Annotated in this window: 17 protein-coding genes; 6 read left to right on the forward strand and 11 right to left on the reverse strand. The window is 61.2% G+C overall.

All coding sequences use genetic code 11. The features are described 5' to 3' along the window. The first annotated feature begins 212 nt into the window (after nt 1-212). Nucleotides 213-905: a DUF1223 domain-containing protein gene (locus tag DSM107133_RS07465; protein WP_114293420.1), complete on the forward strand. Its 693-nt coding sequence runs from the start codon at nt 213-215 to the stop codon at nt 903-905. 17 nt (nt 906-922) lie between these two features. Here the strand turns inward: DSM107133_RS07465 and DSM107133_RS07470 are convergent, their stop codons facing one another. Then, on the reverse strand, nt 923-1822 hold the full coding sequence (locus DSM107133_RS07470) for a lysophospholipid acyltransferase family protein (protein WP_114293419.1): 900 nt from the start codon (nt 1820-1822) through the stop codon (nt 923-925). 318 nt (nt 1823-2140) lie between these two features. Beyond that, entirely contained in the window at nt 2141-3214 is a 1074-nt protein-coding gene (locus DSM107133_RS07475) for a FliG C-terminal domain-containing protein (protein WP_114293418.1), read from the reverse strand. Nucleotides 3215-3680: 466 nt separating this feature from the next. Between DSM107133_RS07475 and DSM107133_RS07480 the strand changes: the two genes are divergently transcribed. Next, on the forward strand, nt 3681-4625 hold the full coding sequence (locus DSM107133_RS07480; RefSeq protein WP_114291353.1) for an IS110 family transposase: 945 nt from the start codon (nt 3681-3683) through the stop codon (nt 4623-4625). Between the two features lie 145 nt (nt 4626-4770). On the opposite strand, the gene DSM107133_RS07485 is transcribed toward DSM107133_RS07480, so the two are convergent. The 3 genes from DSM107133_RS07485 to purB all read right to left on the reverse strand — a co-directional run bounded on the left by DSM107133_RS07485 (nt 4771) and on the right by purB (nt 6987). Then, nucleotides 4771-5316 carry a tetratricopeptide repeat protein gene (locus DSM107133_RS07485; RefSeq protein ID WP_114294837.1) on the reverse strand — a complete coding sequence of 182 codons (546 nt, stop codon included), beginning with the start codon at nt 5314-5316 and terminating at the stop codon, nt 4771-4773. 93 nt (nt 5317-5409) lie between these two features. Next, nucleotides 5410-5571 (reverse strand): hypothetical protein, encoded by a 162-nt coding sequence (locus DSM107133_RS07490; RefSeq protein ID WP_205387880.1) that lies wholly within the window; start codon nt 5569-5571, stop codon nt 5410-5412. Nucleotides 5572-5682: 111 nt separating this feature from the next. Continuing rightward, complete coding sequence (purB, locus tag DSM107133_RS07495; RefSeq protein WP_028957999.1) at nt 5683-6987, reverse strand: adenylosuccinate lyase; 1305 nt, start codon at nt 6985-6987, stop codon at nt 5683-5685. 90 nt (nt 6988-7077) lie between these two features. Between purB and DSM107133_RS07500 the strand changes: the two genes are divergently transcribed. Beyond that, a complete protein-coding gene (locus DSM107133_RS07500) occupies nt 7078-7518 on the forward strand; it encodes a DUF6314 family protein (protein ID WP_240310630.1) in 441 nt (146 codons plus the stop codon). Between the two features lie 71 nt (nt 7519-7589). Beyond that, nucleotides 7590-8177, forward strand: a complete 588-nt coding sequence (locus tag DSM107133_RS07505) for a biotin transporter BioY (protein ID WP_114294836.1) — start codon at nt 7590-7592, stop codon at nt 8175-8177. A gap of 50 nt (nt 8178-8227) precedes the next feature. On the opposite strand, the gene dddP is transcribed toward DSM107133_RS07505, so the two are convergent. Continuing rightward, nucleotides 8228-9571 carry a dimethylsulfonioproprionate lyase DddP gene (dddP, locus tag DSM107133_RS07510; RefSeq protein ID WP_114294835.1) on the reverse strand — a complete coding sequence of 448 codons (1344 nt, stop codon included), beginning with the start codon at nt 9569-9571 and terminating at the stop codon, nt 8228-8230. Nucleotides 9572-9706: 135 nt separating this feature from the next. On the opposite strand from dddP, the gene DSM107133_RS07515 reads away from it, so the two are divergent. Next, nucleotides 9707-10444, forward strand: coding sequence for a DUF3445 domain-containing protein (locus DSM107133_RS07515; protein WP_114294834.1), 738 nt, complete (start codon nt 9707-9709; stop codon nt 10442-10444). Here the strand turns inward: DSM107133_RS07515 and DSM107133_RS07520 are convergent. The 5 genes from DSM107133_RS07520 to DSM107133_RS07540 all read right to left on the reverse strand — a co-directional run bounded on the left by DSM107133_RS07520 (nt 10441) and on the right by DSM107133_RS07540 (nt 15147). After that, entirely contained in the window at nt 10441-10872 is a 432-nt protein-coding gene (locus DSM107133_RS07520; protein WP_114294833.1) for a glyoxalase superfamily protein, read from the reverse strand. The two genes, DSM107133_RS07515 and DSM107133_RS07520, sit on opposite strands and share 4 nt — an antisense overlap. Nucleotides 10873-11094: 222 nt before the next feature. Beyond that, entirely contained in the window at nt 11095-11907 is an 813-nt protein-coding gene (locus DSM107133_RS07525) for a lytic murein transglycosylase (RefSeq protein ID WP_114294832.1), read from the reverse strand. Nucleotides 11908-11993: 86 nt separating this feature from the next. Continuing rightward, nucleotides 11994-13157 (reverse strand): hypothetical protein, encoded by a 1164-nt coding sequence (locus DSM107133_RS07530; protein WP_162792127.1) that lies wholly within the window; start codon nt 13155-13157, stop codon nt 11994-11996. A gap of 213 nt (nt 13158-13370) precedes the next feature. Next, entirely contained in the window at nt 13371-14774 is a 1404-nt protein-coding gene (gene glnA / locus DSM107133_RS07535) for a type I glutamate--ammonia ligase (RefSeq protein ID WP_114294830.1), read from the reverse strand. 34 nt (nt 14775-14808) lie between these two features. After that, nucleotides 14809-15147 carry a P-II family nitrogen regulator gene (locus tag DSM107133_RS07540; RefSeq protein WP_028957987.1) on the reverse strand — a complete coding sequence of 113 codons (339 nt, stop codon included), beginning with the start codon at nt 15145-15147 and terminating at the stop codon, nt 14809-14811. Between the two features lie 256 nt (nt 15148-15403). On the opposite strand from DSM107133_RS07540, the gene DSM107133_RS07545 reads away from it, so the two are divergent. Further along, entirely contained in the window at nt 15404-16258 is an 855-nt protein-coding gene (locus DSM107133_RS07545; protein ID WP_114294891.1) for an NAD(P)H-hydrate dehydratase, read from the forward strand. Nucleotide 16259 lies beyond the last annotated feature (1 nt).

The following is a 16259-nucleotide window of genomic DNA, read 5'->3' on the forward strand; positions in this document are numbered from 1 at the left end:
CATCTTAATCCGGTTCGGATCAACAGGATTCCACCGCTCTGCGACACTTTTGTATACCGTTGTGTACCGAAAGTGAAGGAATGCACGAAGATATGGCGCTTTGGGCTCATCCTGCACGCGCGCTCGCCATCTTTCAACAAAGGTTGATTGGTTATTACAGGGTCATGCAGTTAGGAATGATCCACACCAAAAGACCAAAAGGCCACAAATTCATGAAATCAGTCCTGTCCGCCCTTGCTGCCGCAATGCTGTGTGTTGCCACGCCCGGCGCCGCAGACTCGCCCGTGGTGGTCGAGCTGTATACTTCGCAGGGGTGTTCATCCTGCCCGCCCGCAGACAAAATCTTTGCAGAGCTGGCGCAGCGTGACGACGTGATCGCCCTGGCTTTGCATGTGGACTATTGGGATTACATCGGCTGGAAAGACGAATTCGCGGTGCCTGCCTTTGCCCAACGCCAGCGTGGTTATGCGGCCGCGGCCCATCGCCGGTCGATCTATACGCCGCAGATGGTGGTGGACGGGCAGACCGATATTGTCGGCGCACGGCCGATGGAACTGTCGCAGGCGATTGCCGAACATGCGGCCCTGCCGTCCCCTGTGACGCTGGACGTGGCGCGCACTGGCAAGACGCTGCACATCACGGGGCAGAACCTTGGCGCACAGGGTCCAATGGTGGTGCAACTGGTGCGTTATGCGCCGATGCGCCAGACCAAGATCACCCGTGGCGAAAATGCGGGGCTGACGCTGCACTATGCAAATGTCGCCCATGACTGGAAGATTCTGGGCACCTGGGACGGGCGCAGCGATCTGGCGATGACGGCGCAGGTGTCCGGTGACGATCCGCTGGTGGTGCTGGTTCAACAAGGCACCGACGGGCCGATCCTGGCCGCAGGGGCGCTGCGTTAACCGGCCCCGATACGCCCCTATTCCTCGTAAGCCCGCCAGCGCCGGTGCACCCAGAACCACTGTTCGGGGGTGTCCCGCACCCGCGCCTCCAGGCTGTCGTTTAACGCCTGCGTCATGGTCTGGGCATCGGTATGCGCAATCGGCGCTTCCAGCACCGTCTCAAAGCTAAGACCGTCAGTCTGCCGGATGCCGTAAAACGGGATCAGCAATGCGTTGAACCGCAGTGCCAGTTCGGCTGCGGACAGGGCGGTTTTTGCAGGCTGGCCCATGAACTCCAGCACCGTGCCCTCGAACACATGCTGGTCGAACAACAGCACCAACTGCCCGCCGCCGCGCAGATGGCGCACAAAACCGGATGTTCCACGCCGTCCTTGCGGGAAGACGGGGCCGCCGAATGCCTGCATCGTCTTGACGTAATGGGCGTTGAAATAGGGGTTGGCCATGTCACGATACAGCCCGCCGACGGCAAAACCCTGTGCCACCAGTGCGGCGCGCGTCGCCTCGTAATTGCCGAAATGGCCCGTCACCAGAATGACCGGGCGGTCCGCGGCATCCGCCTCACGCAATGCCTCGAAACCTGCGCCGGTGACCGGCTGGGTTTCCATGCGGGTCAGGAATTCGTCCGAAGAATAATTCTCGATGATGCTGCGGCCCGCGTTGTTCAGGCAGCCGCGCGCGATGCGCTGCCGGTCGGATGCGGTCATGTCGGGAAAGATCAGGGCCAGATTGGCCTCGGCGCGGCGGCGATAGCCCACCAATGGCCCCACGATGCGTTCCACGATCCAACCCAGCAATGCCACGCGGGTTGCATAGGGCAGCGCCAGCGCAATACGGATCAATGTGTAGATGATTGCATTTGACACATAGTGCCCCGCGCGTTCGCGCAGCGGCAGGGTCGATGGGTCGGCTTTGGCCATGGGCGGATCACACCTGAGACAGGGCCGGCGCGCGCCGGACGGGTTTCGCCGTGCCAGACATACAGACCCGCCCCCGCGACCACAAGCGCACTGGCCGACGGTCACAAGGTTGCAAGACATGCCCCCCCGCCAAAGCGTTTCGGGAAAGGCCGGACTCTCTTGTTCGCGGCCTTTGGCCTGCGGCGCACATGCAAAAAATGATGCCGGATGCCTCACGTTTTTGCCGAAAAGCTATGGTGCCGGTCCGGCGGGTCTGAGCGATGGCAGAAACCCTGTCATCCAAAGCAACCCGGCAAGACGGGACCGAAACGGGGACAGCTACTCTTCGTCGTCCGACATCAGGATCAATTCGCCCGCAGCCTCCAGTTCGCGAATCGCGGCGACCATGTTGGAGGTTGCGGTGTCGTGATCGGCCGGTTTTGGCGGGGCGATTTCCTGCATTTCCTCACGCAAGGACGCGGCCATACGTCCCGACATGTTTTCCAGTATGAATTCAGCCGAGGCCTCCATCCCGGCGGCTTCGGCCCCTGCCATTGCAATCAGCAGATCCGCAGGATCAACCTCGCGCAGAACGCGCGGGATGTCGCGCGGGGCGATGCGTTTGGGAATATTGCCAAAGGTAAAGATCGCCTTGCGCACCGCATTGGCAAAGCCCTGATCGGTTTCATCCAGCCCTTCCAGCACGTCGTCACGGGTGACAGATGTGGACGAATTCAGGATTGCACCCACCCGTTCCACCGGCCCGCTGTCAAAGGCCCCCACCGGCTGCGCGCTCAGCTGCATGGCCAGCGACAACCCGATGCGTTCCACGGCATCGGGGGTGACAGCGCCGGTCAGCGACACGGCATATGTGATCTGGCGCGCGCGCGGACCGGGCAACATGCTGAGCAGGGCAGCGGCCTTTTTCACGTCAAGCTTGGACAGCATCACGGCAGAAATCTCGATGCTTTCGCTTTGCAGGATCGGCAGCAGCTTTTCCGCCCCGATTTCGCAAATGCGGGCCCACGGATTGCCGGTTTGGCGCACGCCGGCCTCTTTGCGCAGGCGTTCGGCGGTTTGCGGGCTGATTTTCCCCTCAAGCGCGTTCAGCGCCCCGGCGATGCCACCGGGAAAACGCAGGCCGATGCGTTCCACTTCTTGTGCAAATTCCGACACCACCGCAGACAGCGTGTCACGATCAACGGTGCGCATCTGGCCCATGGCCTTGGTCAGGTGGGATTGCAGTTCTTCCGGCAGATCCTCAAGCGGGATTTCCGCCCCTTCATTCAGCAACAGCCGCACCACAACAGCGGCCTTTGCGCGGCGGCTAAGCTGGACGGGTGCGCCGGGCGCGGGCGCGCCAAGGTCCGGCAAGCCGGGCAAAGGGGACGACAGAATCAGATCATTCACCAGAGGGCCTCAACACACAGGAAACACGTCCTGTGTGTTGTGGCATCTATTGGTGAACAAACTCTGAAATCAGGCGGTGCAAGGCATCAGTTTCGCAGATTGTCGAATGTCGCGCAGCTTTGGCGCGATGCCTATGATTTTTGAATCCTGTCAACGCACCGCGTCACGCAATGCTGGCCCAAAGGTCACGCATTTCTGCCTCGGACCGGTCCCTGGGCACGGTCTGAGGCAGAGGCAGCAGTGCGGACTTTTGCGCGGCGGCCTGCGGCCTTGTCTCAGACTTTCCGTGGCTCTTCTGCGAAGGTGGAGCCGGTGCCAGCCACCTTTTGGATCGCAGGCACCGGCGACGGGTGGATCGTCTGCGGCCAGGTCTTCGAGGACCGTAATCAAGTGAGATCGCCCGTCGTCTTCGCATGAGGCCTGAACGGATACGCAGCAGCTCACAGGCTCTGCACGACAAGCAAAGGACATGACGAAGATGATCAACGATACCATCGGCATCGACATCTCGAAAGCGCATCTTGACGCGCACCGGCTCAGCACCGCAACCCACGCCCGGTTCGACAATACCGCGACAGGCCTGCGCGCCTTCGAGCGCTGGTTGGGGCAGACAACGCCGGAGCGCGTGGTCTTCGAGCCCACCGGCCCCTACCACCGACGCCTCGAGAGCCATTTCTCAGGCCGCCTGCCGCTCGTCAAGGTGAACCCGCTGCAGGCCCGCCGCTTCGCGCAGGCCCACGGCACACGCGCTAAGACCGACGCGGTCGATGCCCGCATGCTCGCGCTCATGGGGCGCGCGCTGGAGCTGGTTCCGGACCAGCCAACCGACCCCAAACAGCGTGAAATCAAGGAGTTGCATGTCGCCCGCACCGGGCTGGTGCGGGATCGTACCGCGCTGATGAACCGCCTTGGCACGCAACAGCTCGACGTGACCCGCCGCCTGACCCGGGCACGCCTGCGTCAGGTCAACCACCAGATCGACAGGCTTAACGCCGAAATCGAACGGCGAAACCGCGATTGCCCGGAACGCGCCAGGGCAATCGGCATTCTCACCTCGATCCCCGGGATCGGTGCCATCACCGCACGGGCGCTGCTCAGCGAATGCCCCGAGATCGGCACTCTGGGGTCAAAGCAGATCGCGGCGCTCGCAGGTCTCGCGCCGATCACGTGTCAGTCCGGTCAGTGGAGCGGAAAGGCCCACATCCAGGGCGGGCGCAGGCTCCTGCGCGAGAGCCTGTTCATGCCCGCCCTCGTCGCCATGAAGCGAAACCCCGATCTGAGCCAGAAATACGATGCCCTCAGAGCCGCCGGAAAACCCCACAAGGTCGCGCTCGCCGTCCTCATGCGAAAACTCCTGATCCTCGCAAACACTCTCATAAGCGAAAACAGAGAATGGACACCAAAACACCCTTGACCAAGACGGATACTTGATTCCGCGCGGGTGGAATGCGGAAAAGGGCTCTTTCCAGACCTTCGCTGCGATCTGCGCGAAGGTCCGGTCTCCCGTTCTGGGTCAGTTCATGGCGCCAAGGTCAAAGTCTTCCGGCGTCGCACATGGTTCAGTAGTTATAGGTCACACCGGTTTCGATGGCCGAGCGCAGCGATTTTGCCGCCCATGTGTCGGCCCCGCCGCGCGCGTTGATCTCGCGCAATTGCGTCAGCGCCGCAACGGTGTCGCCCTGCGCCACCAGACCCTGACCCATATAGCTGCGTGCCAACAGGTTGTCGGGGTTGGCATCCAACGCCTGCTGATAAAACACCATCGCCACGTCGACCTGGCCCAGCTTGCGCGCGGTAAAGCCGCGATAGGTCAGCACGCGGTCGTCCGACTGGTCGGACATGGCGTCCAGCACCCCTTGGGCGTCTTCATAGCGCCCCGCATAGGCCAGTTCGCGCACCGCCTGATACAACTGGTCGTCGTCCAGCCGCGATTCCTTGGGCTTGACGCAGCGCTGTTTTTCTTCGTCCCAGACCCGCACGCCCTTGCAATCCTTGCTGGTCTGGGTCGGCTTTGGGGCAGTCTCGTTGCCACCGCCAGCCGCATACAGCGGCGCAGTCACGCACAAGGGCAGGGTAAGGGCCGCAGCCAGAAGGGTAACACGCATCAATAATACTCCCGGTTTGAATACTCGGAACTAAATAGCGCATTTTCCAAAAACACGAGATGTTTTTGCGTTCAACAGGTCGTGAACGGCGTTTCAGGTGCTGACGGGAATGCAGGTGCCTGTTGCGTGGTCAAAATTTGACCCGTCAGCGCAGGACATTGCCTGTTGCTCTTTCATCCCGCCACAGCCTTCGGCCACAGCGAAAACGGGGGCCAATACAAGTGCCAGCGTGGCGGCGATACCTGTGATTTTCATCTGTTCGTCTCCTTGATTGCCAAATGTACCATAGTGTCTGATGGCAATCAGGATACGACAAAGCGCGCGACGGACCTAATCAATAATCCGTCGCGCCTGTGTCAAAGGCGATCAGTCGCCGAAAACGCGGGCAAAGATCGTGTCGACGTGTTTGGTGTGGTAATCCATGTCGAATTTCTCGTTGATCGCATCGGCGCCCAGTGCGGCGACCACATCGGCGTCGGCCAGCAGCTGTTCGCGGAAATCGACCCGCTCTTCCCAGACCTTCAGCGCATTGCGTTGCACCATGGCATAGGCATCCTCGCGGCTGACACCGGCCTGTGTCAGGGCCAGCAACACCCGCTGGCTCATCACCAGGCCGGGGAATTTGTTCATGTTGTCCAGCATGTTCTGCGGGAAAATCAGCATCTTGTCGATCACGCCTGTCAGCCGCGCCAGCGCAAAGTCCAGCGTGATGGTCGTGTCAGGCCCAATCGCGCGCTCGACCGAGCTGTGTGAAATGTCACGCTCGTGCCAAAGCGCTACGTTTTCCATCGCGGGGATCACCGACATGCGCACCAGACGGGCAAGGCCGGTCAGGTTCTCGGTCAGAACGGGGTTCTTCTTGTGCGGCATCGCGGACGATCCCTTCTGACCCATCGAGAAGAATTCCGCGCCTTCCAGCACTTCGGTGCGCTGCATGTGGCGGATTTCGATGGCGACGTTTTCGATGGACGAGGCGATGACGCCCAGCACCGCAAAGAACATCGCGTGACGGTCGCGCGGGATCACCTGTGTGCTGATCGGCTCGGGCGTCAGGCCCAGCTTAGCGCAGACGTGCTCTTCGACCGCCGGGTCGATGTTGGCGAACGTGCCGACGGCACCGGAAATCGCACCGGTCGCAATCTCGGCGCGCGCCGCTTTCAGGCGGTCGCGGTTGCGGTCCATCTCGGCGTAGAAGCGCGCGAACGTCAGGCCCATCGTGGTGGGTTCGGCGTGAATGCCGTGGCTGCGGCCCACGCGCACGGTGTTCTTATGCTCAAGCGCGCGCTTTTTCAGGGCGGCCAGCAGGGCATCCAGATCGGCCAGCAGGATGTCGGCGGCGCGGACAAGTTGCACGTTCAGGCAGGTGTCCAGCACGTCAGACGATGTCATCCCCTGATGCACAAAGCGCGCCTCGTCGCTGCCCACATGTTCGGCCAGATGGGTCAGGAACGCGATCACGTCATGTTTGGTGACCGCTTCGATCTCGTCAATGCGGGCCACGTCGAATTCCACGTCCTTGGCCTTCCAGACGGCATCGGCGTTTTCACGCGGGATCACGCCCAGATCGGCCATTGCATCGCAGGCGTGGGCTTCGATTTCGTACCAGATTTTGAACTTGGTTGCTGGTTCCCAGATCGCAACCATATCGGGACGGGAATAACGTGGGATCATGGGCGCACCTTTTCATGACTGTTCAGCAGTTGCTGCGGCTCATAAACTGCGCCGCGACGCATCACAACCTTTCGAGTGACAATAGCTGCCTTGACAGTATCCGCACGCACCCTGAACGATTTCGCAGGTCTCTGGCAGTTGGAACGCCGGATTGTGCAGGACGATGGAACCACAGCACAGTTTTCAGGAACGGCCCGGTGGCTCCCGGACGGCGACCGCTTGCGCTGTGTCGAAGAGGGGACATTGCGCATCAACGACAGCGCGCCGATGGTCGGGCAGCAGGTCTATGTCTGGGACGACGATCTGCACGTCTATTTCGCGGACGGACGCCCGTTTCACCGCGTCCCCCCGACAGGCGGCGAGACGGGTCATTGGTGCGCACCTGACCAGTACGACGGGACGTATGATTTTACCGCATGGCCCGTTTTCACTGTAACATGGCGGGTAAACGGGCCGCGAAAATCCTACCGAATGGTCACCCGCTACACGGCGTCTGAGAATGCCAGCTTACGGGGAATTTCGCGCTTGTAGAAACCTTGACCCCTTCTATAGAGAGGGGCGAAGCTTGCCACAGCAAGTGGGGCTGTCGCGTGGAAAAAGCAATGCAGAACAGAGTACTAAGTGATCTTCTTGAATCAGAGGACAAGCTGACACTGCGCGCGCGGCAGGTGATCATGGTTGCCGGCGGAATCTTGTTGCTTGCAGTTGCGGCAAAAGTTCACGTGCCGATGTGGCCGGTTCCGATCACCATGAGCACGTTTGCGGTGTTGCTTGTGGGCGCCGCCTATGGCGCGCAACTGGGTTTGGTGACGATCCTTGGCTATCTGGCTGTCGGTGCGTTGGGCCTGGACGTGTTTGCGGGGTCATCAGCGCAGACCTATGGTCTGAACTATATGCTGGGCAGCTCGGGCGGCTATCTGGTGGGCTATGTTCTGGCCACCGTCATTCTGGGCTTTCTGGCCAATCGCGGTTGGGGCCGGTCCATTGGCTGGATGGCGCTGGCGATGTTGATCGCCAATGTTGCGATTTATCTGCCGGGGCTGACATGGCTGGGGCAACTCTATGGCTGGGACAAACCGATCCTTGCCTGGGGGCTGATCCCGTTCTTGCCGGGCGATGCCGTTAAGCTGGCACTGGCGGCTGTGCTGCTACCCACCCTCTGGAAGCTGATCGACCGCGTGCGCGGCTGATCCGTGCCGGTTCCATTTGAACGATGCGTTCCCAAACGGGCGCCGTTTTTTCACCGGCAGCCCATCAGCGCAGAATCAAAAGGATATGTCGTCAGGTTCTCGAACCCGTCCTCGGTGATCAGCACCTGATCCTCCAGCTTGATGGTAAAGGCACCGCCCACTTCGCCCACGGCCGCCTCGACACATAGCACCATGCCGGCCTCCAGCGGATAGTCGAATGCTCCCGGCACCGCCTTGTCAGGGTATGCAACCAGCGGCCATTCATCACACAGGCCGACGCCGTGCATCAAACAGCCGTATTTCTGCGCCTGAAACCTGTCGTCCAGCCGATGCGCATTGGCGGTCAGATCGGGGATCATCACACCGGGTTTCAGCATTTGCATGTTGGTCATGATGTGGTCGTGCGCATGCTGCATCGCATAGACCATGTCGGCTGGCGGGGCGGCATCACCAATCCACCAACTGCGTGAGATATCGACGCAAATGCCGTATGAGCCAACCAGATCCGTGTCAAAGCTGACGATCTCGTTTGGCTGGATCACGCGCGGGCCGCATTCCTGAAACCACGGGTTCGTGCGCGGCCCCGATGACAGCAGCCGCGTTTCGATCCATTCGCCGCCACGGCGGATGTTTTCGGCGTGCAGCACCGCCCAAACATCATCTTCGCAGGTGTGCCCGTCTCCCACATGGCTGCGCGCGAAATCCTCCATTGCACGTACCGCCACCTCGCAGGCATGTGATGCACAACGCATTGCCTTGATCTCGTCAGGGCCTTTGACAGCGCGCGATTTCTCGGTGACCTCTTCCCCGTCCATGATGCACAGTCCCTGTGCCTCAAGCGCGCGCAGTCCGTGCAACATGATCTTGTCCACCGCCAGCCGCCGCGTACCGCCACCGTGTTCGGCCAGCAGGATGCGCACCTCGTTGGAAAAGACATCGGCGGCCAGGTCAATCCTGTCTCCCCGGTCGAAATAAAACAGATCTGCCCCCGCGCGTTGTTCGCGCACCAGCGGGTTGAACCGGCTGAGAAATGGCGAATTCTTGTAATCCCAGATCACCATGTAGCCGTCGGCGCACAGCAGCACCGCGCGAAACGGGTTGTGGGTGTTCCAAAGCTGCATGTTGGTGCTGTCGGTGGCATAGCGGATGTTCAGCGGGTCGAACATCAGCAACCCGTCATAGCCACGCGCGACGATGTGGTGCGTCAGCCTTTGCCAGCGGTGGCGGCGCATTTGGTGCAGGTCGGGCAGCTCCAACCCTGCGGCGGCCCATTCGGCAAAGGCCAGCTGCGTGGGGCCGATTTCGATCCGGTCAGCATCGTTGGGTGAATTGTCCCCCAGCAGGGGGCCGCGCGTTGGGTCGATCTTGCGGGTATCACGCTGGTGTATGTTCATGGCAGCACCTTTTGTCTCTGATGCCAGCCTTGCGGGGTTTTGCGGGGTTTGGTTGCTGGTTTGCGACGTAAACGGCGCTTTTGGCCCGTCAACTGTGCTCTTGCCCCCGTCTTTGCGCAGCGCTAGCCATGGCGCATGACCGTTTTGCACCACTCGATCCCCTATGATGTCAGCACACGCGCCTTGCCCGGTATCCAGCCGGTCAAAGAGCCGTGGCTGCGTGTCGACGAAGCCTATGCCGGGCAGATGGCGCGCCGCAGTGAACTGTTGGACAGCAAAGCCGGCGAAGTGTTGTATCTGGAACCGCAGGCGCGGGCTGCCGCATCGGAACTGTTGGACATGGTGCTGACCCTGTTGCCGGACCTGGGTTTTGAACAAGCGGGCGCGGTGGTCCTTTGTCCTGATGGCCGGCGCGTGACGGTGGACCATGCCAACCCGATGGCGACGCTGGGGCGGTTGGTGCAATGTGATTTCGTGCTGCTGGACAAACGCGGCGATGAACATGTGCTGACCGGTGCGGTGCTGTGCTTTCCGGCCAGCTGGCGGCTGGACGAAAAGGCGGGGCAGCCGCTGGTAGCAATCCATACGCCCGTAGATAGCTATGACGACAACATCGCCAAACGGGTGCAGCGGTTGTTTGACGGCATCCAGCCGGACCGCCCGCTGTGGCGCTTTAACGGGCTGTGGTATGTCGACCCCGAGCTGCACCAACCCCGCAGCGTCACCGAACCGCGCCGCCAACGCGACGGCGCGGGGTATTTCCGGTCGGAACGCCAGACGCTGCTGCGGCTGCCGCAGTCGCGCACGGTGGTCTTTGCCATCCACACCTATCTGATGCGCGCTGAGGATGTGGACAAAGACGCGGCCAGCTAGCCCATGTCGATGACCATCTGCGGCTGACCGTCCGAGGTCTTGCGGGGGCTGGCACCGCTGGCATCCACCGTACAGTTCACCTGTTGGCGAAAGTTGCTGAAATGCTGCGAGGTCACCACATCGACAGGCCGGTCAAAGCGCAGCGTCAGCTGCCAGTGCCCGTGTGCCATCATCCGCGCCGCTTTGACCTGTCCGGTAAAGTGCTGGCCCAGATAGCGGCCCGAAACGCCCATGCCGGGGGCAAACCCCGCAGGCGCATCATTGCCCAACCGGGCCGACAGCGTGTTCCAGTCACGCGCCCCCCATTGGTGGGCAAGTGTTTCCAACGCCTGCGCGTGGGTAATCGGCGTGCCGATGGCCGCCAGATCGGCGCGCAAACGCCTGGCCTGTGCCTTGAGCGCATCGCGCGAGGGAAGAGAGGTATCCATGTCTTCAATCCTGTCAGGATCGCAAGGTGGTGCCGGGTGCCTGCATTGCCGGTGTCCGATGCGATCAAAAGGGGATCAGACGGGACATATTCGCCAAGGCTTCACCACATGCAGGCGGCAGGGGCCCTGGACCCTTGCGCCGGATATGGCGCAGGGGTGGGTTAATTTCAAGTCTTTCGGCGATAGGCCGGCGTATTCAGCCCTTGCTGCGGCACCGATGCATCAGCCGTCGATGCGCGCGCCCATGATCGCGATGGCTTGCTGATAGACTGTGGCCGCGTTCCATTGCTTGATCACCGCAAAGTTCGGCTGGCCTTCCTGATAGCCCTGACCGGGTTGCCAGCCCTTCGAGCGCAGGAAATTCGCAGTCGACGCCAGTGCGTCGGCCTGATTATAGAAATCCACCCGCCCGTCGCCATTGGCGTCCACGCCGTATTTCAGCGCATTGCCGGGCAGGAATTGCGTGTGGCCCAGCTCGCCGTGTTTGGCACCTTTGGTCGCGCCATTGATCGCACCCCGGTCCACCAGCATCAACGCCCCGATCGCATGGGGCTGGAAAAACGCCGAGCGGCGGCAGTCATAGGTCAGCGTGGTGATGGCCGAGACCACGGAAGAATCGCCCATGAACCCGCCAAAGGCGGTTTCCATGCCGTGAATGGCAATAATAACCCCTGCCGGCACGCCGTACTGGGCCTCAAGCGATTGATAGAACGAAGGGCTTTTTGCTTTGCGTTTGCGCCCCTGGGCCACAATCGTATCGGCCCCACGGATCTGCATGAATTTCGAAAGCGTATATTTGAAAGACTTCTGGTTGCGGTCCGCCGCGATGGTCGACGAGGCGTAGCGGGCCTGCGCCAGCGCATCCAGTCCGCGTTGTTGCACACCGGCGCGCTGTGCTTCGGCTGCAAATTCGCGTTTCCACGCCTCAAACCCCGAGGCGGTGTTTCCGCAGTTCGCGGCATGAACCGCAGGCGTCAGGGTGACAACAGTGGCAACCGACAGGGCGAGGGATTGGGCAATGGTACGAAATGACATGAAAAAATCTTCCCGGTATCAATAAAGGACAGCCCAGTATTGCCGCATTCCCCACAACGCGTAAAGCGTTTGGTCCCTGCGGCACCCTATGGTTGCGCGGTTCCTTGCGCGGGGTTGCCTCCGCGGTCGAGTGCGCGCTGCTGCACCGTTTCGGGCTGTGGCAAAGCCGTGGCCAAAGACACGGGCCGGGGCGTGGTTGCGAACGTGTAATAAAGCACCAGCAAAACGGCGGGCACCACCACGCCGCGCACCATCAGCGGAAACATCAAGCGCGACAGCAGGTTTTTGCGCGGGCGGGCGTCTTGCGCGACCTTGTCCTGAATGTCGATGGCCAAGCGGTTCTTGCCGCGCGTCCCGCTACTGAGACGCGACAGGCGGTCTTCGAACCCGTCGGCATCGGTGGCGGTGGCGACCCGCGCCTGTGGTGGCGTCAGGCCAATGCAAATGCGGCCCGGCTTGTCGGCAGAGCCTGCTTTTTCGTGGCGCACATGCAAAAGCGTGCCATCGCTCAGTTCCAGACTGTCGCCATGCGCCAGCCGGATGCGGCCCTCGTGATGTTCATTCAGCATCGACACCATCTGGCGAAATCCTGCCGCCTGATCGCGCGGCAGGGGATCGAGATGCAGCGTCTTGCCCAGCAGATGTTCGGAATACCCTGCAACCATGCCCAAACGGGCAGCGCCATCAATGTCAGCGCGCGCGGGACGGGGCAGGGGATGGATCACCAGCGAAAACGGCAGATCTCTGCCCTGCCACAGCGCCAGTTCGGCGGGCACAAAGACCATATCCGATTGCACCCAATGCACCAGCGACACCGGCACGGTGTCAATCAATGCATCCAGCGCAGCCTTGAGCACCCGCAGACGCAGCACAAGCGGCAGGGGTTCACTGGTTGTCTCACCGGGTGCAGCGCCATGGCCCACGTCCAGCGTGACATAGCCGGAATGGGCGGCGAACAGCTGGTCATAATCGGCAAGCCGCGCCTTGGTGATGGGGCTGGCCAAAGCACCGGCAAGCACATTACGCGGCAGCTTGCGGCGGTGGGTGACTATCGACAGATGCACACGCGGGTGGCCGAACAGCGCCTGACCCTTGGGCTGGTCTGGAACGGCACCCAGCGACAGTCCGGTATCTTTGATCGCCGCATTCACCTTCGCGGCCAGATCATCAAATTCGCACCGCACGGCGCGCGCACTCAGCGCATGGGCTGATGCAAGCACATCCGTGTGCATTGGCAATGTATCCGCCATGGTGTCTCCGCTTGGCATGGGACGTTCAACGGCAGGTTGACACAGCGAAGCGGCAAGATTGCGGCAGAGCTTGGCCTGAAATGGGAAAAGCCACCCGTGCGCGCGATAATAGCGCCGCATGGCAGTCCTTTGGCCAGCCTAAAAGAAAAAGGCGCCCGCAACGGGACGCCTTTTCCAAAGTCTTGCGGATGCGGGGCAACGCCCGCAGTCCGATCAGCAGGAGTAGTACATTGCGAACTCGACCGGGTGGGGCGTGTGTTCGTAACGGTGCACTTCTTCCATTTTCAGATCGACATAGCCTGCAATCTGGTCGCGGGTGAACACGTCACCTGCCAGCAGGAAGTCCATGTCTTTTTCCAGCTCTTCCAGGGCTTCGCGCAGCGATCCGCAAACCGTGGGGATGCCGGCCAGCTCTTCTGCGGGCAGGTCGTACAGGTTCTTGTCCATGGCTTCGCCGGGATCGATCTTGTTCTGGATGCCGTCAAGGCCGGCCATCAGCAGGGCCGCAAAGCACAGGTAGGGGTTCGCCGACGGATCGGGGAAACGGGCTTCGACGCGCTTGGCTTTGGGGCTTTCTGTCCACGGAATACGCACGCAACCCGAACGGTTGCGGGCCGAATAGGCGCGCAGAACGGGCGCTTCGAAACCGGGGATCAGACGCTTGTAGCTGTTGGTGCCGGGGTTGGTGAAGGCGTTCAACGCTTTGGCGTGGGACAGGATGCCGCCGATGAAATACAGCGCTTCCTGGCTCAGGTCGGCGTATTTGTCGCCTGCGAACAGGGGCTTGCCGTCTTTCCAGATCGACATGTTCACGTGCATGCCGGTGCCGTTGTCGCCCGCGATGGGTTTCGGCATGAAGGTTGCGGACTTGCCATAGGCGTGGGCCACGTTGTGGATCACGTATTTGTATTTCTGCAGCTCGTCGGCCTGTTTGGTCAGGCTGTCAAAGATCAGGCCCAGCTCGTGCTGGCACGACGCAACCTCGTGGTGGTGCTTGTCGACCTTCATGCCCAGACGTTTCATCGTCGACAGCATTTCCGAGCGCAGGTCTTGCGCTTCGTCGGTGGGGTTCACAGGGAAATAGCCGCCCTTGACGCCGGGGCGGTGGCCCATGTTGCCCATTTCGTATTCGGTGTCGGTGTTCCAGGCCGCGTCGGACGCGTCCACCTGATACGACACTTTGTTCATCGAAACCTGGTAACGCACGTCGTCGAACAGGAAGAATTCAGCCTCGGGGCCCATATAGGCCACATCGCCGATACCCGAAGACTTCAGGTAGGCTTCGGCTTTCAGGGCCGTGCCGCGCGGGTCACGCTCGTAGGCTTCGCCGGTGTCGGGCTCAACCACCGAGCAATGCACGCAGATGGTTTTTTCAGCATAGAAGGGATCAACATAAGCGCTGTCCAGATCGACCATCAGCTTCATGTCCGACGCTTCGATCGACTTCCAGCCTTCGATCGACGAGCCGTCGAACATAAAGCCTTCTTCGAGGAAATCCTCGTCGACCTGATCGGCGATCAGGGTCACGTGCTGCAATTTGCCACGCGGGTCGGTAAAACGGATGTCGACGTATTCGGCGCCTTCATCCTTGATCATGTCGAGAACTTTGTTTCCCATGTGTGTCTGTCCTTCTTGTGCAGAAATTGTACGTTTACAGCGCGTCCGAACCGGATTCACCGGTGCGGATGCGGATGGCTTGTTCGACGGAAGTGACAAAAATCTTGCCGTCGCCAATCTTTTCGGTCTTGGCCGCATCGACAATGGCCGCGATGGCGCCGTCGACCTGATCGTCGTCCAGAACCACTTCGACTTTCACCTTCGGCAGGAAATCGACCACATATTCAGCGCCACGGTAAAGCTCCGTGTGCCCCTTCTGGCGCCCGAAGCCTTTGACTTCAATCACGCTCAGGCCTTGCACGCCCACGTCCTGGAGGGCCTCTTTGACTTCATCGAGCTTGAATGGCTTGATGATGGCTTCGATCTTCTTCATGCGGGCCTCCCTTTGCATGGTATCGTTGGGCGTCAGACCATTTTGCGTATGATGCGTCTATGAGGGGCGACCGGAATGCAAGAGCGCGCGGCGGTTTTGGAAATCAAGAGGGCATTTTTTGTGCGAAGTGATGAAATAATATGCAGTTTAAGAAAAAGTGGCGCGATGCGCCGCCAATCCACCCGACTCGCGTTTTCAGGGCGGCGGCGGTGATGATTTCTTTTGGCGCCAAATATCCCTGCCGGAGGCTCCCTTGATGTCAACGCAATTGATCACCCGCGACAGCTTGCCCGACCTTGGCAAAGCTCAGGGTCACAAATTCGATCACGGGCACGCGCTGGTGCTGTCCGGCGGGGCGGGGCGCACCGGGGCGGCACGGTTGGCCGCGCGCGCGGCGTTGCGCGTGGGGGCTGGGTTGGTGACGCTGGGCGTGCCCCCCACGGCACAGATGGAGGTGGCGGTTCAGGTAACCGCGATCATGCTGCGCCGGCTGCGCGACGCGAATGCCCTGCGTACAGTGCTGGACGACTCTCGTCTGAACGCGCTTTGTATCGGGCCGGGGTTGGGCTTGAACGCCCATGCCGCTGATCTGGTGCGCGTGGTGCTGCAAAGCCGGCGCGCATGCCTGCTGGACGCCGACGCGCTGACCCTGATTGCGCGTGATGCCACGTTGATGCAACTCCTGCATTCGGGCTGTGTGCTGACCCCGCATGGTGGTGAATTCAAGCGTCTGTTTGACACTCTTGCCGATGGGCCGGGACCGGATGCATCCCTTGACGCGAAACGAGACGCCACCCGCAAAGCCGCCGTGCAGTCGGGGGCCGTGGTGCTGTTCAAGGGGGCCGAAACCGTGATCGCGCTTCCCGATGGCACCTGCGCGCGACACAGCGCAACAGGACCGCGCGCGGCCCCCTGGCTGGCCACGGCGGGGGCAGGGGACGTGCTGGCGGGGATCATCACAGGGCTGCTGGCGCGCGGCTACGCACCATTCGAGGCCGCTAAGGCCGGTACATGGCTGCATGTGTCTTGTGCACTTCAGTTCGGCCCCGGCTTAATTGCCGAAGATTTGCCGGAATGCCTTCCGGCAGTGTTGCGCGATCTGGAGCGGTAAA

The sequence above is a fragment of the Pseudosulfitobacter sp. DSM 107133 genome (assembly GCF_022788695.1).
Taxonomy (GTDB): Bacteria; Pseudomonadota; Alphaproteobacteria; order Rhodobacterales; family Rhodobacteraceae; genus Pseudosulfitobacter.